23 protein-coding genes and 1 riboswitch are annotated in these 25,794 nt (G+C 45.8%); of the genes, 19 read left to right on the top strand and 4 right to left on the bottom strand.

The window, feature by feature from the left end; translation table 11 throughout:
* Positions 1-71: 71 nt before the first annotated feature.
* Together HP398_RS26265 and HP398_RS26260 are read left to right on the top strand one after the other, a co-directional pair.
* Complete coding sequence (locus HP398_RS26265) at positions 72-500, top strand: BrxA/BrxB family bacilliredoxin (RefSeq protein WP_017247252.1); 429 nt, start codon at positions 72-74, stop codon at positions 498-500.
* Between the two features lie 120 nt (positions 501-620).
* Positions 621-1,322 (top strand): SDR family oxidoreductase, encoded by a 702-nt coding sequence (locus tag HP398_RS26260; protein WP_173624099.1) that lies wholly within the window; start codon positions 621-623, stop codon positions 1,320-1,322.
* 89 nt (positions 1,323-1,411) lie between these two features.
* Here HP398_RS26260 and HP398_RS26255 read toward each other — a convergent pair whose 3' ends face one another.
* On the bottom strand, positions 1,412-2,662 hold the full coding sequence (locus HP398_RS26255; RefSeq protein ID WP_173624142.1) for an MFS transporter: 1,251 nt from the start codon (positions 2,660-2,662) through the stop codon (positions 1,412-1,414).
* Positions 2,663-3,008: 346 nt separating this feature from the next.
* Between HP398_RS26255 and HP398_RS26250 the strand changes: the two genes are divergently transcribed.
* Positions 3,009-3,512: a hypothetical protein gene (locus tag HP398_RS26250; protein WP_173624098.1), complete on the top strand. Its 504-nt coding sequence runs from the start codon at positions 3,009-3,011 to the stop codon at positions 3,510-3,512.
* A gap of 59 nt (positions 3,513-3,571) precedes the next feature.
* Here the strand turns inward: HP398_RS26250 and HP398_RS26245 are convergent, their stop codons facing one another.
* Positions 3,572-4,804: an MFS transporter gene (locus tag HP398_RS26245; protein WP_173624097.1), complete on the bottom strand. Its 1,233-nt coding sequence runs from the start codon at positions 4,802-4,804 to the stop codon at positions 3,572-3,574.
* A gap of 186 nt (positions 4,805-4,990) precedes the next feature.
* On the opposite strand from HP398_RS26245, the gene HP398_RS26240 reads away from it, so the two are divergent.
* The 8 genes from HP398_RS26240 (at position 4,991) to HP398_RS26205 (ending at position 14,537) form a co-directional block, all read left to right on the top strand.
* The gene (locus HP398_RS26240) at positions 4,991-5,977 is read left to right on the top strand and encodes an LCP family protein (RefSeq protein ID WP_017247258.1); all 987 of its coding nucleotides are present in this window, start codon (positions 4,991-4,993) and stop codon (positions 5,975-5,977) included.
* Positions 5,978-6,048: 71 nt separating this feature from the next.
* Positions 6,049-7,500, top strand: coding sequence for a spore germination protein (locus HP398_RS26235; RefSeq protein ID WP_173624096.1), 1,452 nt, complete (start codon positions 6,049-6,051; stop codon positions 7,498-7,500).
* Positions 7,501-7,511: 11 nt separating this feature from the next.
* Positions 7,512-8,636: a GerAB/ArcD/ProY family transporter gene (locus HP398_RS26230; protein ID WP_173624095.1), complete on the top strand. Its 1,125-nt coding sequence runs from the start codon at positions 7,512-7,514 to the stop codon at positions 8,634-8,636.
* Entirely contained in the window at positions 8,636-9,796 is a 1,161-nt protein-coding gene (locus HP398_RS26225) for a Ger(x)C family spore germination protein (protein ID WP_173624094.1), read from the top strand. The genes HP398_RS26230 and HP398_RS26225 overlap by 1 nt, the downstream gene beginning before the upstream one ends.
* Positions 9,797-9,902: 106 nt before the next feature.
* Positions 9,903-10,019, top strand: a riboswitch (SAM riboswitch).
* Between the two features lie 101 nt (positions 10,020-10,120).
* A complete protein-coding gene (locus tag HP398_RS26220; protein ID WP_106834825.1) occupies positions 10,121-11,134 on the top strand; it encodes a methionine ABC transporter ATP-binding protein in 1,014 nt (337 codons plus the stop codon).
* A complete protein-coding gene (locus tag HP398_RS26215; protein ID WP_017247263.1) occupies positions 11,135-11,800 on the top strand; it encodes a methionine ABC transporter permease in 666 nt (221 codons plus the stop codon).
* Between the two features lie 59 nt (positions 11,801-11,859).
* Positions 11,860-12,699 carry a MetQ/NlpA family ABC transporter substrate-binding protein gene (locus tag HP398_RS26210; protein ID WP_017247264.1) on the top strand — a complete coding sequence of 280 codons (840 nt, stop codon included), beginning with the start codon at positions 11,860-11,862 and terminating at the stop codon, positions 12,697-12,699.
* A 188-nt stretch (positions 12,700-12,887) separates the two neighbouring features.
* On the top strand, positions 12,888-14,537 hold the full coding sequence (locus HP398_RS26205) for a peptide ABC transporter substrate-binding protein (RefSeq protein ID WP_017247265.1): 1,650 nt from the start codon (positions 12,888-12,890) through the stop codon (positions 14,535-14,537).
* Positions 14,538-14,593: 56 nt separating this feature from the next.
* Here the strand turns inward: HP398_RS26205 and HP398_RS26200 are convergent, their stop codons facing one another.
* Entirely contained in the window at positions 14,594-15,043 is a 450-nt protein-coding gene (locus HP398_RS26200) for an SRPBCC family protein (RefSeq protein ID WP_017247266.1), read from the bottom strand.
* A gap of 115 nt (positions 15,044-15,158) precedes the next feature.
* Here HP398_RS26200 and HP398_RS26195 point away from each other — a divergent pair, with 115 nt between their 5' ends.
* From HP398_RS26195 to HP398_RS26160, 8 genes are all read left to right on the top strand, one after another.
* A complete protein-coding gene (locus tag HP398_RS26195; RefSeq protein ID WP_017247267.1) occupies positions 15,159-15,968 on the top strand; it encodes a helix-turn-helix domain-containing protein in 810 nt (269 codons plus the stop codon).
* A gap of 242 nt (positions 15,969-16,210) precedes the next feature.
* Entirely contained in the window at positions 16,211-17,836 is a 1,626-nt protein-coding gene (locus HP398_RS26190) for a peptide ABC transporter substrate-binding protein (protein ID WP_017247268.1), read from the top strand.
* 423 nt (positions 17,837-18,259) lie between these two features.
* On the top strand, positions 18,260-19,912 hold the full coding sequence (locus HP398_RS26185) for a peptide ABC transporter substrate-binding protein (RefSeq protein ID WP_173624093.1): 1,653 nt from the start codon (positions 18,260-18,262) through the stop codon (positions 19,910-19,912).
* Positions 19,913-20,048: 136 nt separating this feature from the next.
* Entirely contained in the window at positions 20,049-21,644 is a 1,596-nt protein-coding gene (locus HP398_RS26180; RefSeq protein WP_173624092.1) for a peptide ABC transporter substrate-binding protein, read from the top strand.
* Between the two features lie 128 nt (positions 21,645-21,772).
* Positions 21,773-22,030 carry a hypothetical protein gene (locus HP398_RS26175; protein WP_106834818.1) on the top strand — a complete coding sequence of 86 codons (258 nt, stop codon included), beginning with the start codon at positions 21,773-21,775 and terminating at the stop codon, positions 22,028-22,030.
* Positions 22,031-22,071: 41 nt separating this feature from the next.
* A complete protein-coding gene (locus HP398_RS26170) occupies positions 22,072-22,548 on the top strand; it encodes a hypothetical protein (RefSeq protein ID WP_173624091.1) in 477 nt (158 codons plus the stop codon).
* A 172-nt stretch (positions 22,549-22,720) separates the two neighbouring features.
* Entirely contained in the window at positions 22,721-24,376 is a 1,656-nt protein-coding gene (locus HP398_RS26165; RefSeq protein WP_173624090.1) for an N-acetylmuramoyl-L-alanine amidase family protein, read from the top strand.
* 14 nt (positions 24,377-24,390) lie between these two features.
* On the top strand, positions 24,391-24,939 hold the full coding sequence (locus HP398_RS26160) for a GerMN domain-containing protein (protein ID WP_173624089.1): 549 nt from the start codon (positions 24,391-24,393) through the stop codon (positions 24,937-24,939).
* A 579-nt stretch (positions 24,940-25,518) separates the two neighbouring features.
* Here HP398_RS26160 and HP398_RS26155 read toward each other — a convergent pair.
* Positions 25,519-25,719, bottom strand: a complete 201-nt coding sequence (locus tag HP398_RS26155; protein WP_017247274.1) for a DUF378 domain-containing protein — start codon at positions 25,717-25,719, stop codon at positions 25,519-25,521.
* Positions 25,720-25,794 lie beyond the last annotated feature (75 nt).

The raw sequence follows: 25,794 nt of genomic DNA, 5'->3' as shown, positions 1-25,794 counted from the left end.
TCTCGGGTAGGTGTGATCGGGTTATAATAATAAGTAAGTTGAACTTCGTGATATAAAGGAGAGGTTGCCCAATGATGTCTTATGAAGCATATATGAGCCAAGTAATTCAACCGATGCGCGATGAGTTGACTCGCAACGGTTTCCAAGAGCTTCGCTCTGCTGAAGAAGTAGAACAAGCATTGCCAAATGCAAAAGGCCTGACACTGGTAGTCGTGAACTCTGTTTGTGGCTGCGCGGCAGGACTCGCTCGTCCAGCAGTTGTACATTCCTTGAATCACGCTACAAAGCCGGATAACATCTTCACTGTATTCGCAGGTCAAGACAAGGAAGCGACTGCAAAAGCACGTGAGTATTTCGAAGGCTATGCACCGTCTTCCCCATCCTTCGCGATCATGAAAGACGGCAAAATCATGACCATGGTTGAGCGTCATCAGATCGAGAACAACGAGCTGGCAACAATCGCTGGACTGTTGACCAACGCTTACGACACTTACAAATAAAAAAGCACGAAGCATCACCAGGCGCTCGGCAACGGGCGTCTTTTTTGTGCGCTGGGATTGATTTCCTTTTGTTATTATACTAAAATGTTTAATAAGTATAATAACGGAGGGGAAGAGAGAATGAGCAAGCTGGTAGTGATTACAGGCGTGACACGTGGTTTAGGCAGGGAAATGGTCGAGCGTTTTCACGAAGCAGGCTGGACGGTTGCAGGCTGCGGTCGTTCGGAAAAAGAGGTGCAAGGACTGCGTCAGCAATTCGGAGAACAGCATCATTTTTCTGTCGTCGACGTTTCGATAATGGAGCAGGTGGAAAAGTGGGCAGAGGAAATCAAAGCCGAGGTGGGCGTTCCCGATTTGTTGATTAACAATGCCTCCATTATAAACCGGAATAGCCCTGTCATTGGGCTTGCGGCAAGTGAGTTTTCGAGAGTGATGGACATCAATGTAAATGGTGTTTTCTATGTCATTCGTGCCTTTTTACCGTTTATGGTTCAGCGCGCAAATGGCGGAGTCGTCGTAAATATCAGCTCGTACTGGGGAAGACACGGGGAAGCGTTTTTATCGCCTTACTGCGCATCGAAGTTCGCCATCGAAGGATTGACGCAATCATTGGCAGCTGAATTACCTGAGGGAATGGCAGCAGTGGCGCTTGATCCAGGAGGCAGTATCGATACCTCCATGCTCCAATCATGCTCGCCAGAAGAGGTGGACACTGCACCGAATCCGGCAGAGTGGAGCCGTGTAGCGGTACCGTACATTATTGGACTTGGTCCGCAAGATAACGGAAAGTCACTCACCTGCCCACCAGTGAGAAACAACTGAACATCGTTGCCATTGTTTTACCACGCTGCTGAGAATTCCTCGGCAGCTTTTTTGGTATGAAAAAATCTCCCGTCGATGGGAGACTTTATTCATGGAGACTCATTCAATGTAGGCTTTCCAGCTTGAATTAAAACCTTATTTTTCCCTAATAACATAGCCAGTATCAAGATGAATAACCCCGTTACAACCAGAAGCCACTCAATCTTAACAACATCTGCGATCGGTCCAAAAATAAGCATACCCATTGGCATCATCGAAGTAGAAATCATGCCGAACACACCAAATATTCTTCCCAAATAGTTTTCATCCACTTTTTCTTGAACCAAGACCATTGTCGGGGTATTGAAAATGGGCATGGCTACGCCAAATAGAGCCATGAAGACTAGATAAATCCAAAAGTTCGGAATGATACCAAGGGCTAATGTGCAGGCGCCCATGATAAAGCTCGCGAATGTCATGGTGTGCACTCTGTTTGTAAAGCCTCCCCAAGAGGCAATAATTCCGCCGCCAGCCATCATCCCAACTGAAAAAGCAATTTCGATTGCCGTTAACCGCCAAACCTCGTCGCCGAAACTCCGTGTAACCTGCAGTGGGGTCAAAAATGCAGCCGGGGCCATCAAGATAAAGAAGAAGGCGAAGAATAAAAAGAACTTCTTCAGAAAATCATTGTTTTTAATGTAGACTAATCCTTCTTTAAAATCGCTGAAGTAGCTCGTTTTTTGTATTTCGGAAGCTTTTGCGTGTAAAGGAATCTTGAGAAAGACGAGCAGTGTACCAATAGCAAGCATTGCAGTTATGACATCAATAAAGAAGATCATTTCAATGGTGGACATAGTAAGTAAGGCAGCACTCACCATCGGGGATACGAACATAATAACAGCCTGTAAGCTTCCGTTTATGCCATTTATTCTGGTCAGTTGGTCGCTTGGTACGATTTGCGGCAAAATAGCTCCAACAGCAGGGGTTTGAATACCGGCTCCGACTGCACGGATAGCAGCCATGAGAAAGAGTAGCCAGGTCGCATTGTATCCCATTAAAAAGACGACTGCGAGTATAAGCGTTGCAAAGGCGATCATAGCATCTGCATAGATGATCAACAGTTTGCGATTGTAGCGGTCTGCCCAAACTCCGGCAACGGGGGATAAAAGAAAAGTAGGGATGAAACCGCAAATGATATATAACGTCATCATGATACCGGATTGCGTATTCAGCGTTATATACCACATCATCGCATATTGAACGAAAGATGATCCAAAAAGTGAAATCGCCTGACTGCTTAGAAAGAGAATAATGTTCTTTTTCCAATGTGGATTTGGCGCTACATGATCATTCGCTTCCATCACGTATGTTTGCCCTCTCTTTCTCTCGTTCTCGAAAGACATTCCTATAGTAGCATAGGACGTCTGCAGTGATTTCTTCTGGATTGCTATTTAGGCTACCCGAATGCCGCAAATAACTCTTAGGTAATACAAACCTCCACTGCCTCCTTCGACTTTTTACACTTACATAAAGTTTTTCAAAAAAGTTGCGATCTTTTTCCATCATTTTCCGTCGTACTAAAGTGTACAAGCAAAAAGGCGATAGCTGCGCAGCGTACCTTTTTGAACCTGTAGCCCTCGATACAGGTTTTGGATATGGGGAGGAAGACAGATGCAGGACGACAGATGCAGGACGACAGGCTGATCATTGAGGAGGTCCTCCAAGGGAACAAGGAGGCGTATTCTCAGACCGTTAGATCCTGCAAAGAACCTGACACTGAAGCTCGATGGAGTCTACACAGTAGAAAAGTCTACGTTCCAGGCAAAGCTGCCACTGGCTGAGATGGAAAAGAAACCGATTACCGTCAAAAGCGACGGAAATGAGTTTGCTTTCAAATCCGTGAAGAAGGAAACCGACGACGAGGGTAACCTGTCTTACCTGATTGAAGTAGAGGGCAAGCTTGCCAATGATATGCTCGGAATTCCAGACTATTGGGATGTGTCCACTGATAAGGATAAGGGTGATGATGTGGAAAGGGGCGTATTCACTTTCGATCAGAAGGTTAAAGAGGGCAGCACACTCAAATTCACAGGCGAGCTAAAGGTTTGGAGTGAAAGTCCAAATGTGAAGGAAATGACCGTTAGTTTCGACTCGATGTCCAAAGAGCATAAGGTTAATTGGGAAGTACCCATTATTAAGGAAAAGAAATAGTCCCATTAAAAAGCCGCTCGGTCCTGTAAAAGGATCGAGCGGCTTCTTTGCAGATGAAATCAGTATTTAGCTTCAACCTCAGTTCGGTTTTCTCGATGAAAATAAGCATGTAACAGACAGAGCAGGACCGAACCCGCAGAGACAAGCGTTGCCAAGAACAGGGTTGGATTAATTCCACCTTGATCGTACATGAACCCCATAGCCAAAGGCCCCAGCAGTCTCCCGCCAGTTGTAATCGCCCCTACGACTCCCAAATAAAACGGTGCATTCTCCCCAGTTTTTTCCGATATAAAAGTAGGAATAGTGGGCGAGATGAGCATTTCTCCAAATGTAGTGATAACCATTCCGACAACAAATGCGTAATAACTACCGTGGTAGGCGAGCATACACCCAAAACCGACAGCATACGCGATAGCACTAACGACGAGTTGAGCAGACAAGCTCTGATTCACGAGCCGCTTGATCCAGGACGTGATGGGTTGCCCAGCAAAAATGATGATACCGTTGATGGTCCACAGCCAGCTATATGAAGACAGAGGCATCCCCTGCTCGGTAATATAAGGGGCGACGCCTGTGTTCCATACCGTATTGGAAAAGAAAATGAGTGCTGCGCCTAATGCCATAAACAAGTACAATTGGTAGCGCAATAACAGGGTAAAGTTGTTTTTCTCGCGGTGTTTTTGCTTTTCTTCCTGTTGCTCTCCGACCAGCTCTTGATGAGAAATATTCTTCATAAAAAGGAAGAAGAACAGGGCAAACAATAAGGTGCTCGTACTGTTGAACCAAAAAGTAAGCTGGAAGGATAAAGTGGCAATGACTCCAGCCAACGCGGTACCGATTGCCATCCCTAGATTGTTTCCGACATAGACGATGTTAAACAATTCTCGACGCTGTTCTTTCCAGCGAAAACCGATAAATGCCTGAATGGCAGGAAACGACAGGTTGAACGTAAATCCAAGCCCCATCATGAGTATCAGGTAGACAGGCCAGCTCTGAACGAAAGGAATGGAAAATTGAATAAGTCCTTGAATAATCAATGCGCTGACGATAAGACGCTTGGCACCTAGTCGATGAAACAACGATCCGCCGATAAATTGGCCAAAGATTCCGGCCAGAGATTGGATCATCAAGACGAATCCAGCTTCTGTCATCGAGCGTTGCAAAATGGTATGTACGTATAAGGTAGTAAGTGGCCACATGAAGGCGCTCCCGGAGGAGTTAATGAAGCTGGCGATGAGGAAGAAAATGGCCTCACGTGGATAGCGATTGAGGAAAGCTGATGGTGATATCACGCGAATACACCCCTTACCATTAAGGATAAGAATAGTATAGCGAACATTCTAAACTTTGTAAATTAAAATGTATGTAATGTCACAGGTACCCAAATAAAGGCTGCTCCACTTTTGTCGAATTCGAGTATACTAGACAAAGTGGAGAGATGACATTAACTGAGGATATAGAGAATAAAGGTGGACTTTATGAAAATATGGAAACGAGTGTTGCTTCTTCTGCTTGTCGTGATGGCTACGACAGCTGGATACTACGGATACTCTTTTTATCAATTTGCTCAAAATATTCAAGAGCCTAACATCGCACCGCCTAGTGGTGGGAATCCCACCAAAGCAGCAGAAATACCAGAGTGGGATGGCAAGGAACGTGTCAATATCCTGCTGATGGGAGTAGACCGCAGAGGAATGAAAAATAACGGGCTTCCTCGTTCTGACTCCATGATGCTGGTCAGCATTGATCCTACGGGGAAACGTTATGACATGTTTTCAATCCTGCGTGATACGTATGTAGATATTCCCGGAAGAGGTAGCTCGCGGATCAACTCTGCGATTGTAGAGGGTGGACCTGAGCTGGCAATGGAAACGGTTAGTCAGTTCACTGGAATTCCAGTAGATCGTTACGTGATTACTGACTTTGAAGGCTTCAAGGCTCTGATTGATGCAGTGGGCGGAGTCGAGATCGATGTAGAAAAAAATATGTATTATCATGACCCGACAGACAAAGGTGCGTACGATATTAATCTGAAAAAGGGTCTGCAAAAGCTGGATGGAGACAAAGCCTTGCAATATGTTCGTTTCCGTCATGATGCGACCTCCGATTATACACGGACAGAACGTCAGCGGAAATTAATGACGGCAGTCGTCGATCAGATGAAGAATGGTACGACGCTGATGCAGCTTCCTACGATTTTGAAGGAAGTAACACCATATGTGCAAACCAATATTAGCTCAATGGACATGCTGAAGCTGTCTTCACTCGGATTAAAATTGAATACGTTAGAGCCAGGCAATTATCAATTACCACCAATGGGGATGTTCCGTGAATCGCATAAAGCAGGCTCCGTTCTGGTTCCGGATGTCGATCAGGTTCAGACGTTTGTCCAAGAAAAAATCGCACCTCCTACAGAAGCAACAGATCAACCTGTGGGAGAAAAGAAAAGCAGCACGCAAAACTAAGCGTGCTGTTTTTTTTGTGTTTTTTAGGAAAGACTAACCATGATTTTCTACGTGCTGAGGTGACAGTGTCGATGGATCGGGAGAGTGCACGCAATTGGTTTACACATACAAGCGACTTGGTCACTGAACATATCGATGAGCCTGAAGACCGCGTGCGACTTTTCTATTTATCGACCATGGCGGATGCCAAGGTTGTTTACAGTGAGCTCATCCCGAAGCTACGTGAGATTTGTTTGGAAGAAAGCGGAGTGGAGGAAATTGCTCGGCACCTAGGAGCGTCTAGCAGTAACCGGGTTTTTGATGAAGGGGAAGCCATTGAACGTTTACTAAGCGGTCATATTGTCATTCAAGTGGAGGACTCGTCCTATGGCTTGTCGTTCCCTAGTGATGGCACGGTTGGCAGAAGCATTCAAGCGCCCGAAATCGAAACCGTTGTACTAGGCCCACAGATCGCCTTTGTAGAAGAACTGAACGTGAACATCTGCATCATTCGCAAATATATGTCTACCCCAAGGTTGTTCCATGAACGATTGAGCGTGGGAAAAAGCATACCGATGAATGTATCGATACTGTATTTGAGCGGGACGGCCGATGAGGAAAATGTGAATACGGTGCGTCAACGGATTGATGATCTGGAATTGGACACCAGTCTGGATTCTACCATACTGGCTCAGCATATCGCAGACAATGAGAAATCATTATTTCCTACTCTTCAGCAAACAGAGCGTCCAGACCGTGTCATACACGGTTTGCGCCAAGGACAGATTGCCATACTCGTGGAGGGGAGCCCGTTCGCTTTGCTCGGGCCAACCACCCTCTTGCAATTTTTTCAGTCGCCAGATGACTATTACTTGCGTTGGAGTCTCGCTACCTTCAACAGGCTCATGCGCATCTTTGCCATGATTTTGTCCCTGATGCTGACACCGATTTATGTGGCAGCTCTGACCTATCATTACGAGATGATTCCGGCTGATCTGTTACTTTCGCTCGCGCAATCGCGCTCTCGGGTACCTTTTCCACCACTGTGGGAGGCCATTTTGATGGAGTTGATCATTGAGCTTTTGCGGGAAGCGGGAGCGAGGCTGCCGACCAAGGTTGGTCAGACGATTGGTATTGTGGGCGGTATTGTTATCGGACAAGCTATCGTACAGGCCGGATTCACCAGCAATATTTTGATTATTATCGTTGCCCTCGGAGCTTTGTCATCTTTTATCGCGCCTAGCTATATGATCGGTTCTACAATCCGGGTGGTTCGTTTTCCGATGATTTTACTGGCGGGGGTGCTGGGTGCATTAGGGATTGTAGTTGGATTTAGCTTTCTAGCTAGCCATTTGCTACGTCAGACTAGCTTGGGGCGTCCGTATATGTACCCCATTTACCCCGTGCGATTTACTGATTGGAAGGATGGCTTTATTCGTGCTCCCTTATCCTCCCTTTCGGAACGCCTCAAGTTTTTTAATCCAAAACGAATATCGCGTTTTGACAGAGACAAAGCCAAAGAGAAGAAAGACATTGACGAGTAAGCGAGGCGGCTATGAAGATCAATTTGAATGTAACGAAGAGCAATACGATATCAGCATTTCTTGCCGGGATTCTGGTGCATGGCACTCAAGTTGGGATGGGTGTTCTGGGCTTTCAACGAGTCATTGCCAAAGAAGCAGGGCATGATGCCTGGATTTCGGTCATACTTGCTGGCTTGGTTACTCATGTAACGGTCTGGATCATTATCAAGACCTTACAAAAATACCCTTCAGCCGATCTGTACGGGATTCAAGAAGATGTGTTTGGAAGGTGGCTTGGAACAGGCATTAGCCTCCTTTATTTGACTTATTTTTTTATATCGGCGGGAGTTATTCTACGCAGCTACATCGAAGTGGTCCAAACGTGGGTGTTTCCGAATTTGCCTACGTGGATTTTGTCTGGAATTATCCTTTTTCTCGTGTATTACACCATTGTAGGAGGAATTAGAGTTATAGCCGGTTATACATTTTTTTCGATTATGGTAACGATATGGCTCTTATGCGATCTATATTTTCCTTTGCAATACGCGCATTGGGAGTATTTGTTTCCGATTATGGACAGCAGTTTGGAGAACCTTTTCAAAGGAATGCTGGCCATGTCTTTGACCAGTGTTGGCTTTGAGGTGATCTACGTGGTTTACCCCTTTGTAGAAAATAAAGATAGGGTCAACAAAAGTACCCAGTGGGCGGTGCTGGTGACGTATCTGGCGTATTTGCTTATCATGCTCGTGTCCCTGGTCTTCTTTAGTCAGGGTCAGCTTATGCGGACGATCTGGGCGACACTCAATCTGCACAAGATGGTGTACCTCCCCGTTCTGGAAAGGTTCGAGCTGGTTGTCATTTCTTTGTGGCTCATCGTCATCTTGCCCAATATTATGTTGTATTTGTGGTGCTCTGCACGTGGACTCAAACGCCTCTTCGGATTCAACTTGCGAACATCGTTGAATTGGATTATGCCCCTGATCTATATTACTTCATTGACGGTGTTTACAAGGTTGGAGATGAATATGATCAATGATTGGTATGGGAAAACGAGTATGTATGTTGCATTCCTGTACCCCTATTTTTTGTACATCATGGTTCTGCTAAAGCAGCGAACGCAACCGGCGAAATCGACGAGCAAAGGGGAAAGTGCCTGATGCGACATGATCGAAAATACGCGATGCCCTTGTTGAAGCGGTTTTTGGCGCTGTGGTGTTCGGGCATCTTGATTGTAACAGGCTGCTCGGATCGGCAAATTTTCGATGAAACAGGACTTGCAACGGCTGTCGGCTATGATCTGTTAAAAGATGGCAAAATTCGCGGGACGTCTGTCATGCCTTCCATTAATCCAGAGGCAAGGCATAAGATACAGATCTTATCAGCCACAGGGGAAACCAGCAAAGGAATCCGGGATAAGATGAATTTGCAATCAGACAAAAGAGTATTGGGTGGGCAAATTCGTGTTGCCCTCTACAGTGAAAACTTTTCAAAGCAGGGACTTGGCAGCATCATTGACACGTTGTATCGGGACTCGTCCCTTTCTAGCAGGATTTATCTTTGTGTGTTTGCAGGCGAAACATATGATATGCTGACGTATCCTTATTCAGAACAAGGGAATATTGGAATCTACCTGTATCGTTTGATTGAGCAAAATATCCGTGGGGAAAAAATTCCTTCTTCAACCATGCATGAGTTTTTCCGGGCTTACTATGAAAAAGGGATCGACCCGGTCATGCCGTACATAGAAAGAAAGGGAGATGAACTGAAAATCAAAGGCATCGCCTTATTCAAAGGTGATCGTTATGTGTCATGGGTTACACCCAAGGAAGCCTTTCTACTCAAACTTATCCACGGAAAGTTCCGCATCGGCAGCTATGATACTTCTGTTCCTACTGCTATTTTTGGGGAGTCACCCAAAAACCACAACAGCAAAAAAGACCAGGTGCAGCTCGTTTTCGATACAATTTCCAGCCATGCGAAAATCAAATTAAGCCAAATATCCCCACCAATCTTCGATATTCATGTCAAGTTGCATGCCCGAATTTTGGAGTTAACCATCCCGCTAAAGCTAGAAAATGCCAAGTTGCTGAAAATCATGGAACATGCACTGGAGAAAGAGCTTGAAAAAGAATTGCATAAACTCATAAGCAAACTGAAGAGCCTCGATGTTGACCCAATTGGCTTCGGCTCGATCTATCGTTCAGAGAAAAGAGGAATGGCCAACATGACGCAGGCTGAATGGCGAAAGATGTTTCAGGATGCAACGTTTCGCTTCCACGTAAAGTCAAAAATCATCCGCAACGGCGTCATGGATTAAAAAACTTTTCCTTCTATTACTATTGACGTGATATTTCCGAAAAGGATATAATCCGTTTTGTATCATCATGAAATAGAAAAGACGAACATAATATACGTAGATATCTTTCTTATCAAGAGAGGCGGAGGGACAGGCCCTATGAAGCCCGGCAGCCGGTTCATTTTCGGATGAACGTCGCGGTGCCAATTCCTACAAGATCGTTTGGATCTTGTATAGATGAGAAGGGTGGATGCGAACGTATAACATTGCGTTGCAGCCCCTTTTTCGTTTATGAAAAAAGGGGTTTTCTGATTTTATTTAGATTGTGGTCGGGAGGTGGATGCGTTGATCCAACTGCGTCATTTGCATAAAAGCTATCAAGTACAAGGGAAAACCATCCCAGCGTTAACGGGGATCGACCTTTCCATAGAGCAAGGAGAAATATACGGGATTATCGGACACTCTGGTGCAGGGAAGAGTACGTTGATCCGATGCATCAATTTGCTGGAGCGTCCAACTTCAGGGGAAGTTATTGTGGACGGCGTCGATTTGACAAAGCTGGATGAAGGGAAGCTGCAAGCAAAGCGCCGCGCAATCGGCATGATTTTTCAGCACTTCAACTTGCTGTCTTCTTCAACAGTCGGCGAAAATGTTGCTTTTCCGCTCAAGCTGGCAAAGCGTCCGAAGGCAGAGATTGATAAGAAAGTGAACGAGCTGCTAAAGCTGGTTGGCTTGGAGGCACATAAGGACAAATATCCGTCCCAACTGTCTGGCGGACAGAAGCAGCGTGTAGGGATTGCTCGGGCGCTCGCGAATGATCCAAAAGTGCTGCTCTGTGACGAAGCTACATCGGCTCTCGATCCGCAGACGACGAACTCCATTCTGGCACTCCTCTTGGACATCAACCGTAAGCTGGGCTTGACCATTGTGTTGATTACCCACGAGATGCACGTCATTCGCTCCATTTGTGATCGTGTTGGCGTCATTGATGGAGGAAAGATCGTCGAGTCGGGTAACGTACTGGATGTATTCCTTCGTCCGCAGCATCTAACGACACAAGAATTCGTGGAACAAGTAGCGGATTCTACAGAGCTGCGTGAAGCAGTCGCGCACGAAAAGGCCTCGGGGAACCGCACGATTGCTCGTGTCACCTTCCTCGGAGAAAAAACGTACCAGCCGATCCTGTTCCAAACGATGCAAGAGACCGGTACGGTATTCAGCATTTTGCAGGGAACAATCTCCCGCATGAAGGATACACCGTATGGTCAGTTGGTGATCGAGCTGGAAGGCGATGTCGCACAGAATCAAAAGACCATTGAGACGCTGCGCCAACGTGGCTTGGAAGTAGAGGTGATATAAATGGACTGGACATTCGAAAATGTGGATTGGGCTGAAATCGGCGTAGGCACGATGGATACGCTCACGATGCTCGGCTTTTCCACCCTGTTTACCGTCCTGATTGGTTTGCCGCTGGGAATCATTCTATTTTTGACCTCACGCGGACAGCTTCTGCAAAACCGCACTTTTTATTCGATCGCATCATTCGTTGTCAACGTATTGCGTTCGGTACCGTTTATCATTTTGATGATTTTGCTGATTCCTGTGACGAAAATGATCGTAGGAACCTCACTCGGCGTACTGGGTGCTATTCCGCCACTCGTATTTGGTGCCGCTCCGTTTTTCGCACGGTTGGTGGAAACCTCTCTGCGTGAGATTGATAAAGGCGTGATTGAGGCCGCACAATCCATGGGAGCTTCCAATTGGCAGATCGTCTGGAATGTCCTTTTGCCAGAATCTAGATCAGGCCTGATCGCGGGTATTACGATCACGACGGTTACGTTGGTATCCTACACTGCAATGTCTGGGGTAATTGGCGGTGGTGGTCTGGGTGACTTGGCGATCCGATACGGTTATCAACGTTTCCAAACCGATGTCATGATTGTGACTGTTGTTATTTTGCTGGTGATGGTACAGATCTTACAATCGCTGGGGGACCGTCTGGTTCTCAAGTTCAGCCGTAAGTAGGATTTTTCCATAAAAGTTATCAAAGAATAAGACAAATACATGCAAGGGGGAAATCATTCATGAAAAAGCTAGTCGTATCTGTACTTTCTACTGTGTTGGCATTTTCTTTGGCAGCTTGCGGAGGCAAAACCGAAACTGCACCTGCTCCAGCTGAAGGTGGCGCACAAGGCGGACAACAGGAAGTAACATTGAAGGTAGGCGCTTCTCCCGTTCCACATGCAGCAATCTTGAAATTCGTTCAACCAAAACTGAAAGAACAAGGCGTGAACCTGGAAATCAAAGAGTTCACCGATTACGTACAACCTAACGTTCAAGTGAACGAGAAACAACTCGACGCAAACTTCTTCCAGCACAAGCCTTACCTGGAAGACTTCAATAAAGGACAAAACATGAACCTGGTGCCAGTAGTGGCTGTACACATCGAGCCATTCGGCGCTTACAGCAAAAAAGTGAAATCAGTGGATGAATTAGCTGATGGCGCAACTATCGCGCTGCCAAACGATCCAACAAACAGTGGTCGCGCACTCGCACTCTTGGAGAAAAACGGCGTGATCAAGCTGAAAGAAGGCGCTGGCATCAGCGGTACAGTGAAAGACGTTGTTGAGAACAAGAAAAACCTGAAGTTCAAAGAAGTAGAAGCAGCGATGTTGCCACGCGTTCTGGAAGAAGTAGATCTGGCGTTGATCAACACCAACTATGCGCTGGAAGCAAAACTTGTTCCAACCAAAGACGCTCTGTTTATTGAAGATAAAGATACTCCATACGCAAACTTCTTGGTAGCTCGTCCTGACAACAAGGATTCCGAAGCAATGCAAAAGCTGGCAAAAGAACTGAACTCACCTGAAGTGAAAAAGTTCATTGAAGATGAATACAAAGGCGCGATTATTCCAGCGTTCTAAATCAACAAATAATTGATCGATCAACGAAACCCAACTGGCCGAAAAGCTGGTTGGGTTTTACTTTTATTTATAATGTAGTGAATTTTCATAAAATTAAATTAAATCTATACGAACCCCGTTTTCAACCCAATTCCCGTCGAGTATATTGTGTTTGAAATGAGAAAATATAGATAAGGGGGAATTTTCTGATGAAAAGAAATCTCAAGTTGTTTCTTGGCGCGATGCTGGTCGCCGGAAGCGTGTTAGCTGGATGCTCCACGAGTACGCAGCCATCAACGACAACCCCTCCAACTGAGGGAACCGCGGCGCCAGCTGAAAAGTCTGCAAATGCAAAGCCGCAATTATTTCGGGCGAACATTATGAGTGAGCCTGCGACAGCGGACCCTGGTCTTGCGAAGGATGCCACTGCGGGAGCGATCGTTCGTGCTACGTTTGATGGCTTGACTCGCTTTGATGCAAACGCAAAGCCAGTGAATTCAGTAGCATCCGATGTGAAAATCTCGGATGACAAACTGGTGTATACGTTCACGCTCCGCGACTCCAAATGGAGCAATGGTGATCCAGTCACTGCCCATGACTTCGTGTATGCATGGAAGCGTGCACTCGGCAAGACTTTTGGGGCTGAGTATGCTTATCAGCTGTACTACATTAAAAATGCGCAGCTGATTCACAAAGGCCAGGCGAAGCCCGACGAACTCGGTGCGAAGGCAATCGATGACAAAACACTGGAAGTCACACTTGAGAATCCAACGCCTTACTTCCTGGAGCTGACGGCTTTCTACACGTACTACCCGGTTAACCAAAAAGTAGTGGAGGCCAATCCAAAATGGGCAAACGAAGCGGCGACGCACGTAAGCAACGGTCCATTTAAGATGAAAGCGTGGGAGCACAAGAGCAAGATCGTGCTTGAAAAGAACGAGCAATACTGGGATAAAGACGTCGTGAAGCTCGATCGCATCGAGATCGCGATGATCGAGGACGATAATACAGCCCTGTCCATGTTCGAAAACGGTGAGCTGGATTGGGCAGGTCAGCCACTCGGTGGACTTCCCACCGATGCGATCCCGACACTGAGAGACGCGGGCAAACTCGTTGTTCATCCAAAAGCGACGATGTACTGGTACAAGTTGAATACGACAAAAGGGCCGCTCAGCAATGTGAAAATTCGTAAAGCCTTGGCATACTCGGTTGACCGTAAAACCATCGTGGATAACATCACACAAGTGGGCCAAGTGCCAACGATGGGGATGTTGCCGCAATCCATGATTATCAAAAAAGAAGGCTACTTCAAAGATAATGATGTAGAAACGGCCAAAAAGCTGTTGGAAGAAGGTATGAAGGAGCTTAACGTGACAACGCTGCCTCCGATCACCTTGACGTACAACCCAAGCGACAGACATAAGAAAATTGCCGAGGCGCTTCAGGACCAATGGAAACAAAAACTTGGCATTGAAGTAAAGCTCATGGTGAAGGAGGCCACTGTTCACATACAGGATATGCATCAACTTAATTACGAAATAGGCCGTATCGGCTGGAATGCAGACTTTAATGATCCAATGAATTACCTGGAAATGTTCCGGGATGGTAATACAGGCAACAACGACACGGGCTGGGAAGACCCACGCTACCAAGAGCTGCTGAAACGGGCATCAGTAGAAATTGATCCAGAGAAGCGCAAGCAGCTGTTTGGAGAGGCTGAGCAAATCTTCATGGATGCCATGCCTTTGATCCCCATGTTCACGGATGTCGATGTCTGGGTACAAAGCGACAAGGTGAAAGGCGTTCAAGTGGACGGACTCGGATTTATTGACCTGAAGTGGGCAGAAATGACGGAGTAACAAAAAAACAAAAATCCCGAGGCCAACGAAATTGCTGGTTTCGGGATTCTTTTCTATTAGTAGCCAAAATCAAGTGTCTTGCCTGTCTCCGCATACGTCTTGATCGATGAGAGCATCATTGGCCAATTGTTGCTGGCACTTTCGTGGGAGGGGTGGTTTTCTGTCCATTGATCCTGAATCAAAGTCAGCTTGGTGCAGCCGCCAACCGGTTCTAAGGTAATGGTGACACGAGACTGTAATTCCGCATGATTCTTGTAATAGGCAGGACCAGGATGTTCAGTGAAACTGAAAATATGATGAGGTTCGAGCTGCAAGATCTTCCCGTATACATGAACCGTGTCGTCACCGTCTTTCCCCGGACCAACGTAAGCCATCTCATCGCCTACTTGAAAAGTCGACTGAATCGTACAGCCAAAGAAGGTGCTCTTTACGCCTTCATCGGAAGTAAGGACATGCCAGACTTGCTCTGGCGTAGCACCAATGTAGAAATCGAAGCGAAGATCCATCGTTTTACCCCCTGATTTTTTCATTTGGGAATTGTAATCAAGTCTCCCAACTACTACTCTTACTATAAGAAGAATTCGGTAGTGTGTATTGTAAAAACACGACAGGAGGCGCACCTTGGAAAATCAGACTGCCAAGCTCCCAAAGGGTGTACTGCATGCCATGATTGGGCAGAAGAAATTTTCGCTGGACAGATACGAGCCATCTGCCGAAATTAGCTACTTCGTGCAGCACTACTGGGTCGTCAGGTGGGATTTGCGTACACAACTTCCTTACTCGCAAACCGTACTGGCTCATCCTAATGTGAATCTCGTGTTTGAAAAAGGAGCAACTGGCATTTTTGGTGTAGCCCGCACGACTTCCTCGCATCTTTTAGCGGGACAAGGCCAAGTGTTTGGAGTGAAATTCAGGCCAGGAGGTTTTTATCCGTTTCTGAATGCCCCGGTATCAAAGTTGAGTGGTACTTCTTCGAGTCTGGAAGCCTTATTTGGTGTTGGTGTTTCAACCGAGCAGCTTGAGAAAGAAGTGCTAAGCCTGCCAGATGATGAGCAAATGATAAAAAGGGTAGAAGCCTTTCTATTCGAATATTTGCCGGAGCCTGACCCGAATGTAGCGCGCATCAGTGAAATTGTCAGGATGATCCAGGCAGATCGATCCGTACTCAAGGTCGAGGATGCGGTACAGTTGACCGGAATGAACATGCGGACGATGCAGCGTTTGTTTGATCGTTATGTAGGTGTCAGTCCGAAGTCGGTCATCCAACGATACAGACTGCATGAGGCAGCAGAGCAGATTGACCAGGGAACAGTCCAAGATTGGCTGGACCTGTCTACCTCTCTTGGCTACTACGATCACTCTCACTTCATTCGAGATTTTCGAGCAATCGTTGGTGTAGCGCCGAACGAGTATCGACGAGCCCAAATTTAATCATAGTGAACCCCTTCGCCTTCTGGCCGGAGGGGTTGTTTCATTCCTGCATAAATTTTTATATACGAGGCATACTTCATCATGATGAAAATACCAAATTTATTTCCTTTAATAGAATTTGATGTTTGAATAAAACATAATTAATTTTACTTAAAATGTCTTCAATATTACTAAAAATGCAGTATATTTGTGGAGTAGCTTGCAATGAAGTTTTACCGATAGAAAAATAGGGGGTCAACACCGTGAAAAAAAGCGTTTTTGCAGCAATGAGTTCTATCCTGGTTCTGAGTGCGGCGCTGGCAGGTTGTGGCGGCGGCGGTGAGAAAGCAGGCGAGCAAGGGAATGCTTCTAAGGAGCAAACAAGCGGTCCTAAAGAATTGAGAATGAACATGATGTCCGAGCCACCAACTGCTGACCCTGCATTGGCTGAGGATTCTACTTCCAGTGCGGTTCTGCGTGCAACATTTGATGGTCTCACTCGTATTGGCGAAGATGGCAAACCACATCCATCTGTAGCAGAAAAAATTGACGTATCTGAAGATGGTCTTACTTATACATTCACCCTGCGTGACAGCAAATGGAGCAATGGGGAGCCAGTTACTGCAAAGGATTTCGAATTCGCTTGGAAGCGAGCGCTCAATCCGAAAACAGCATCTAACTACTCCTACCAATTGTATTACCTGAAAAATGCAGAAGAATACAACAAGGGTAAAGCAAAAGCTGAAGATGTTGGCGTAAAAGCGAAAGACGATAAAACACTCGTCGTGACTTTGAAAAACCCAACACCATTCTTCTTGGAGCTGACTGCGTTCTATACGTACTACCCAGTTAACCAAAAAGTAGTGGAAAGCAGCGATAAATGGGCGGGCGAAGCAGCTACACACGTAGGTAACGGTCCATTCAAAATGGAAAAATGGGAACATAAGAGCAAATTGGTTCTCGTGAAGAGCGATACCTATTGGGATAAAGACGTTGTAAAACTCGACAAGCTCAACTTCTCCATGGTTGAAGATGCAAATACAGAGCTGTCCATGTTTGACAATGACGATTTGGATTGGTCCGGAGCACCTTTGAGCTCACTTCCTACCGATGCGATTCCTGCATTGAAAGAATCTGGCCAAATGCAAACACGCCCGATCGCGGGTACGTACCTGTACAAATTCAATACAGAAGTTCCGCCGTTCAACAACGCGAAAATCCGTAAGGCGTTTGCTTATGCAATCGATCGTAAATCTATCATCGACAACATCACGCAAGCAAACCAAGAACCAGCAATGGGTCTGATCCCGCCAACAATGGCAGTGGCAACAAGCCCGTACTTCAAAGACGGCGATGCAGAAGTAGCGAAAAAATTGCTGGAAGAAGGTATGAAGGAAGAAGGCATTACCAAAATGCCGACCCTTACTCTTTCCTTCAACACGTCTGAAGGTCACAAGAAAATTGCCGAAGCGATCCAAGACCAATGGAAGAAAGCACTCGGCGTAGACATTAAGCTGGAGAACAAAGAATGGAAAGTATTCTTGGAAGATGTAAACCAAGGTAAATTCCAAATCGCACGTTCCAGCTGGACTGGTGACTACAACGATCCATACACGTTCTTGGACCTGTTCAAGGACAAAGATGGCGGAAACAACGACACGAAATGGGAAAATCCGAAGTACAAAGAGCTGCTGAACCAGTCTGCTTTGGAAAAAGACCCAGAAAAACGCAAACAAATCCTGGCACAAGCAGAAGCCATTTTCATGGACGAAATGCCAGCAATGCCAATCTACTACTACACTCATTCTTATGTGAAAAAAGACAAAGTAAAAGGTGTAGTACTCGACGGTCTCGGTTTCGTAGACTGGAAATGGGCAGACATTCAATAAGAAAAAGCGCATAACAAGTTGTAACAAGAGAAGAGTGCTACGGCACTCTTCTTTTTTTATAAACCATTTATAAGAGAGAACAATTGAGCAGAGAATTGATGATGATGTTAGGAATTATAAAATTATAAATTAAATTACTATTGCGATTTTACTGACTGTGGATAAAATTGGGTGAGTGAAAAAATAGATCGATAAATGATGGTTGAATCCTCAACTCTAAAAAAGCTTGATATTATGCGGTTTTTCGTAGGGATATCGAGATAGGGATGTTCTGGAAAATTTATTTATCGATCAATATATTTTATAATTCATTAATTCTCTTTATAAATAAATAAAAATTTATTAAATCATTCTAAAACATATTTAAAAAATATATAAAACCATGTATATTGATAAAAGATTTAGAAAAGGGGGATTACTTGTATGAAAAAGAATGTTTTCGTGGCAATGAGTTCTATCCTCGTTCTTGGTGCGGCACTCGCAGGATGCGGTGGCGGAAACCAGGCGGCACCAGCAGATAGCAATGCATCGGCAGGAAAGACAGAAAATTCTGCACCAGCAACTGGCCCTAAATTACTGAAACTGAACCTGCACTCCGAGCCACCAACAGCTGACCCAGGTATCGCGGAAGATACAACTTCCAGCACAATCATCACAGCTACCTTCGAAGGTCTGACTCGCGTTGGTAAAGACGGTAAATATGCTCCAGCAGCAGCAGAGAGCTATACTGTTTCTGAGGACGGTAAAAAATATACATTCAAAATCCGTGATAACAAATGGAGCAACGGCGATCCTGTATCGGCTAAAGATTTCGAATATGCGTGGAAACGCGCTCTTAATCCAAAAACAGCTTCCAACTATGCATACCAATTGTACTATGTGAAGGGCGCAGAAGCCTACAACAAAGGCAAGGGTAAAGTAGAAGACGTTGGCGTAAAAGCAGTTGACGATAAAACACTCGAAGTAGAATTGGCGAACCCAACTCCATTCTTCCTGGAGCTGGTTGCATTCAAAACATACTTCCCAGTTAATCCAAAAGTAGTAGATGGCAACGAGAAATGGGCTACCGATGCGAAAACAGTTATTGGTAACGGTCCATTCAAAATGGATTCTTGGGAGCACAAGAGCAAGCTCGTAGTTTCCAAAAACGACAACTACTGGGATAAAGACAATGTAAAATTGGACAAAATCGAATTCTCCATGGTAGAGGATGAGAATACTGAGTTGTCCATGTACGAAAACGGTGAACTGCACTGGGCAGGTGCTCCAACATCTGCGTTGCCAACAGACGCGATCCCGGCTTTGAAAGAATCCGGCAAAATGACAACTCAACCAATCGCGGGTACTTACTTCTACCGTTTCAACACAGAAAAACCACCGTTCAACAACGTAAAAATCCGTAAAGCGTTTGCTTATGCGATCGATCGTCAAAGCCTGATCGACAACATCCTGCAAGCTGGTCAATTGCCTGCAACAGGCTATGTACCACCAAGCATGGCACTGAACAAAGACGGTTTCTACAAGGATAATGACATCGAGACAGCGAAGAAATTGCTCGAAGAAGGATTGAAAGAAGAGGGTCTCAGCAAATTCCCGGCACTTACTCTTTCCTTCAACACTTCCGAAGGTCACAAAAAGATTGCTGAAGCAATCCAAGACCAATGGAAGAAAAACCTCGGCGTAGACGTGAAGCTCGAGAACAAAGAGTGGAAGGTATACCTGGATGACGTACACCAAGGTAAATACCAAGTGGCTCGTGCAGGCTGGCTGGGTGACTTCAACGATCCAATCAACTTCCTGGAAATGTTCAAGGAAAAAGACGGCGGAAACAACGATACTCGTTGGGAAAATCCGAAGTACAAAGAACTCCTGAACCAATCCGCTCTGGAGCTAGACCCAGAAAAACGTAAAGCAATCCTGGCACAAGCGGAGCAAATCCTGATGGATGAAATGCCAATTATGCCAATCTACTACTACACACAATCTTGGGTGAAAGACGACAAGGTTCAAGACGTAATCATCGATGGTCTGGGTGCTGTAGACTACAAATACGCAGATATCGCAGAAAAGAAATAATAGCTATGCATGTAAAAGAAGAGCGGTGTTATACTCACCTCTCTTCTTTTTTTGTCTATATGATATCCAAATTTTTACACTTTTCATGTATACTAATTTTTGGAAGATTTTCATTAAGGAAATAGGGGTGTGTATGATGAAAAAGAGTGTTTTTCTGGCTTTGAGTTCAGTCCTCGTTTTCGGTGGAATGATGACAGGGTACGAAGGCGCTATCCAAGCAGCTGAACCTAAAGTTTTAAGAATGAATTTGCAAGGGGAGCCGCCTACAGCAGACCCAGGAATTGCGGAGGATACTACCTCTAGTACGATCATCACAGCTACATTCGAAGGTCTGACACGTCTCGGAACAGATGGAAAGCTGCACCCAGCCGCTGCTGAGAGCTTTACCGTTTCTGAGGATGGGAAGACTTATACATTCAAGATTCGTGAAGCAAAATGGAGCAACGGCGATCCAGTAACGGCATATGACTTCGAATATGCTTGGAAACGTGCTCTCGATCCAAAGACAGATTCCAGCTATGCATATCAACTGTACTATTTGAAAGGTGCAGAAGACTTCAACAAGAGGATTGGCAAGGCGGGAGACGTTGGCGTAAAGGCGATTGACGATAAGACGCTAAAAGTAGAACTGACAAACCCGACACCATTTTTCCCGGAGCTGGTTGCTTTTAAAACATACTTCCCAGTGAACAAGAAGGTAGTCGAAGGCAACAAAAAATGGGCTGACGAGGCAAAGACGGTTGTTGGCAACGGACCATTCAAAATGGAAACATGGGAACACAAGAGCAAGCTGACTGTTGTAAAGAACGAGAAGTACTGGGATAAAGCTAACGTAAAATTGGACAAGATCGAATTCACCATGATAGAGGATGAGAATACGGAGTTGGCCATGTTTGATAACGACGAACTGGATTGGGCGGGTGCTCCAAACTCCTCGCTGCCAACCGATGCACTTCCGAGTTTGAGGGAAGCTGGCATCTTGAAGACACAGCCAATCGCCGGTGCCTATTTTTATCGTTTCAATACAGAGCAAGCACCGTTTACCAACGCAAAAATTCGTAAGGCGTTCGCGTATGCAATTAAACGTGAAAGCATCACCACCGATATCCTGAAAGCTGGTCAAGTACCGGCAACAGGCTATGTACCTCCGAGCATGGTGTTGAACAAAGACGGTTACTTCAAAGATAATGACCTTAAAGTTGCAAAGAAATTACTGGTAGAAGGTATGAAGGAAGAGGGTATCTCCAAACTCCCGCCAATCACACTCATCTACAACACATCCGAAGGTCATAAAAAGATCGCAAAAGAAATACAGGCTCAATGGAAGAAAAACCTCGGTGTAGATATAAAGATCGAAAATAAAGAATGGAAGGTATACTTAGAAGACGTTCACCAAGGTAAGTATCAAATCGCTCGGGGAGGCTGGTTGGGTGACTTCAATGATCCCATCAACTTCTTGGATATGTTCCAGGAAAAAGACGGCGGAAACAACGATACACGTTGGGAAAATCCAAAGTACAAGGAGCTCCTGAACCAATCTGCTCTGGAGCAAGACCTGGAGAAGCGCAAAGCAATTCTACTGCAGGCGGAGCAAATCCTGATGGACGAAATGCCAATCATGCCAATCTACTTCTATGCGAACTCTTGGGTGCAGAACGAAAACTTGAAAGATGTCGTGATGGATGGACTTGGGAATGTTGACTTCAAATATGCGGATATCACCAAAAAATAAGAATGCAGGAGAAGAGGGCTATTTCGTGTCCCTCTTCTTTTTTTTAGTCTCATGGACAAATGACCAATCCATTACGCCCTTGGCTACATAGAGTAAAAAGGAACTAACTGCAACCAGGGGGGATATTGATGGATATTGGTTCTTTGCTCAACATTGTCAAATCAATTCCTAAGGAAAAGCTGAGGACAGATGCGGGAATCAAGGAAGTCATTCGTGAAATGGCCAAAAAGTCAGGGAAAAAATTGACCGAGCAAGAGGTAAACAGTTATGCTGCGCAGTTTCGTCAGATGCAGAAAACAGAAAATGTCGGAAGTCTGTTGAATAAGCTTTCGAAAAAAGGTGTCACTGCAAAGGATTTGGAAAATATAAAAAAACGTTTTAGATAAGGGGGGAGAGTGAGGAGGGAGGTGGGATTATCGTTGAGAAAATGAAAGCGAAAAAGAAGCAGGCTGTCCCCAAGAACCCTTTGCTAGAATCGATCAACAAACTTGCGGATTCACAGCATGCAAACAATGCTCAAATGATGAGAGAAATGAGTCAGGTGAGACAGGAGCTACAGGATATGAAGAATACACTGGGGCGTCTCAAACAAGCACCTCCAAGAAGTACAGGAGAACGGCGAGGTCTGCTGTTTGGAGGACGACGGAATGCCGCTCAAGTGGAAGCAGTACCCCAACCACAAAAGCCTGCTATTTCTATCGAAGACTTACTACCGCTTTTACCGTATCTAGGCGACGCTATTCCCCAATTGAAAAACCCCAAGGTAGCCGACTCCATTAAGGTGCTGTCGAATCCAGCTGTGATTTCGCTGATCCAGCAATTTCTTGCTAACGGGGGCTTGAACATGATAAAAAAACCAGTTCAAGAAGTAAGTAGGCAAGAGAGAAGGGGATTTTTTCGATAACAAATGATTAGTTGCAAAGACTGTCTCGCGGGGCTTGCGGAGGCGGTCTTTTCATTTTGGTACCAAAAGACTATAAACTTTACAGATCATCGAGCGTCTAATAGAATGGTGAACGTTGCACATTGGCTGACGCCACATAACGAAGAAAACAGACATCACGGAGGAGGTCAGGATGAAGAGACGATTTTACCCTCTGCTTTTTGCATTGCTGGTCCTATTGCTAATCCCCGGTTGGGCGGTTGCAGCAAGCAGTGCTTCAGAGGAAGCTGTCAATCTCATGATTGGTGGACAAGCAGTGAATGCTGAAGTGCCGCCAGTCATCAAGAATGGACGCACGTTGGTTCCCGTCCGTGTCATCGCCGAAGGGCTAGGTGCAAAAGTGGATTGGAATGAAGCTACTCGAACAGCTGTCATTTCCAAAGGCACGCAGCAGCTCTCCCTTACACTTGACTCCAGTACGGCAATGTTGAACGGTAAACAAGTGAAGCTCGATACGCCGCCTGTTATTTCACAAAAGCGTATGCTGCTGCCACTGCGTTTTGTCGGGGAGTCACTTGGTGTTACAGTCGGGTGGGACAACAGCACACGAACTGTCATTGCAAACGAAACACCACAGGTAAAGCTGAATGGCAAGGCACCAACCCAGCCGATCAAGCTGTATCAAGTGGAAGACACGATGTACGCGTCCGCACAGGCTGTAGCTGAGCAAGTGGGACAAAAAGGCTTTGCGTGGAAACGACCTGAGCGCGGGATGACGATTGATGATCAGTTGGTCCTCCCATTACGTCAATTGGAGGACGAGCTTGGCGGGTCATTGGCGTGGGACAAGAAAAATAATCAGGTTGAGATCGATCGCCTCAATGTTTTGAAAGATGTATCTAAGGATGGCGACCGTGTTCGTATTGAAACGACCATACCTGTAATTCCTCAGTCCTTTGTGATGACAGGTCCTCACCGGATCGTCTTGGATCTCCCACAAACAGCATTGGATGATGATTTAGTCGAAGATCTAAAACGTCAAGACGAGAAAAATGATAGTGTAGGCGAATCCGAGGAAATAGCCTCCGCTGATGATGAAGACCAAGACAGAGATTCAGATTCTGATGAACAGAATCAGGCAGAACAAGCGAAAGAAGAACCTCTCATCGCTGACCTGCGTTACAGCCAATACAGTGCATCTCCTGACACGGTCCGCGTTGTTATTGAGCTGAACCAAAAGAGCACGTATGAGCTGGCTTACACGAAAGACGGTATCGAAGTAAAATTGACGCCAAAACCGAAGAAAACAGGCTACCTGATCGTTGTTGATGCCGGTCATGGAGGAAAAGACCCAGGCACGAAGGGCTCCGCTGGCAACAATGAAAAAGATTACAACCTGGCTGTCTCCAATAAGATTGTGGCTTTGCTGAAGCAATATCCAGAGTTTCAAGTCGTTCCCGTACGCACGACAGATGTGTTTTATGAACTGTCAGAGCGTGTCGCTTTTGCCAATGAGTTAGAAGCCGACATGTTCTTGTCTATTCATGCCAACGCATTCCCGAAACCGACGGCTGCAGGAACAGAAACTTTCTATTATAATGAAAACAGTAAAGACTTTGCCCAAGTGGTACATAAACATTTGCGTGGGGCAACGCAGTTCCCGGATCGAGGCGTCAAACAGAGTGGCTTTTATGTGATCAAAAACACGAAAATGCCTGCTGTGTTGACCGAGACAGGCTTCCTCTCCAATCCACAGGAGAACGCGCAGCTGACGAATCCGGCATTCCAAGATAAAATCGCGAAAGCCATTGTTGCGGCTATTCGTGAATACTACGAGTCTTATCAGTAAGGGGGCTTTTCACGATGAAAAAAAGTCGAGTGATCTGGATGGCAGCGTTAGTGATGCTGCTTTTGGCCGGATGTGGGCAAAACGCGACAGAAACACCACAGCCAACCACACCAGTAGAACAGCCATCTGGTTCAAACACTGATCCATCGACAACAGAGCCGACTCTGAAAAAGCAAATGGTCACCGTTTACTATTCGGATAATAATGTGATGGAGCTGCAAAAAGAAGAGCAAGAGATCACGTTTGCAGAAGATATCGAGAAGTACAAAAAGACACTTGCCCTGTTGGAGACACCTGTAAAGCCAGACGTGCACACTCCACTGTGGAAAGACTTCAAGTACCATTCGATCACAATTAATAAAGGAACCCTGACGATTGATGCGGATAGCAAGAATCAGTTCAATATGGGTTCAAGTGGCGAGACGATGGCTTTGGATGCGTTGAAGAATACATTCTTTCAGTTCTCGGAAGTAAAGGAAATTGTCTTCTTAGAGGATGGCAAGAAAGTAGAAACGCTGATGGGGCACGTAGATCTCTCTGAGCCACTGAAACGAGACAATTAATTCATCACCATAAAGGCGGCACATCCTGTTAATCGGGAAGTGCCGTTTTTTTCTCGTATCGTGGCTGGCGTGGGGAGAAGAATATTTCCAGTCTAGGCTCCAGGCTCCGTCCTGCTGGGGGCTGAGCTGTCCGCTCCGAAGCGATTAGCGGGGAAACGCAAAAGTGGTAGCCGCTACGTAGCGCGAGCACGTTGCGTTTCTTTTGCCCGCTAATCGCTTCTCCGCTCGGTTGGACTCCACAAGTCGCTACGCCTGGAAATATTCTTCTCTGTTGTGACTGATGACATCCTTACATTCTTTTAAGGCTTTTATAAACCGAATAGCACGGAAAGCTCGTAGAGGAAACAGGAGAAATAAGCGAAGATCTTTGGTACACCGCGACCGAGGCGTAATGAAAAAAAGCGAAACAAGCTTTTAGCGTCCACCTCTGAGACACCTCTTGAATGGACCACTTTGGACGCGGGTTTCGCTTTATTTCATGGAGACGGGCAGTGAATCCCTCAGCGGGTGGGACAAGAAGCTGAGCGTTTTCTCCTGTTTCCTCCTCTCCCCAACAGCCGGACAGCCGGACATCATTTTTTATGTTGGTGTTTCTTCCCGATCCGTGAAAAGAAACTTGATGGCATACACCCCAAACAAGCCTACCATCGTATACACGATTCGACTGACGATAGACTCCGCTCCACCAAACAAGCTTGCGACTAAATCAAATTGAAATAACCCGATTAATCCCCAGTTCAGGGCACCAATGATCACAAAAAGCAAGGCCAGCCGTTCCACATGGACACCCCCACCAAAAGAATAGGGACAGTATTCCCATGCTTGCGCCGTTTTACAACAGGAACCCCTGCATCT

Source organism: Brevibacillus sp. HB1.4B, assembly GCF_013284285.1.
GTDB classification, from domain to species: domain Bacteria; phylum Bacillota; class Bacilli; order Brevibacillales; family Brevibacillaceae; genus Brevibacillus; species Brevibacillus porteri.
This window is presented reverse-complemented; position numbering and strand designations above follow the sequence as displayed.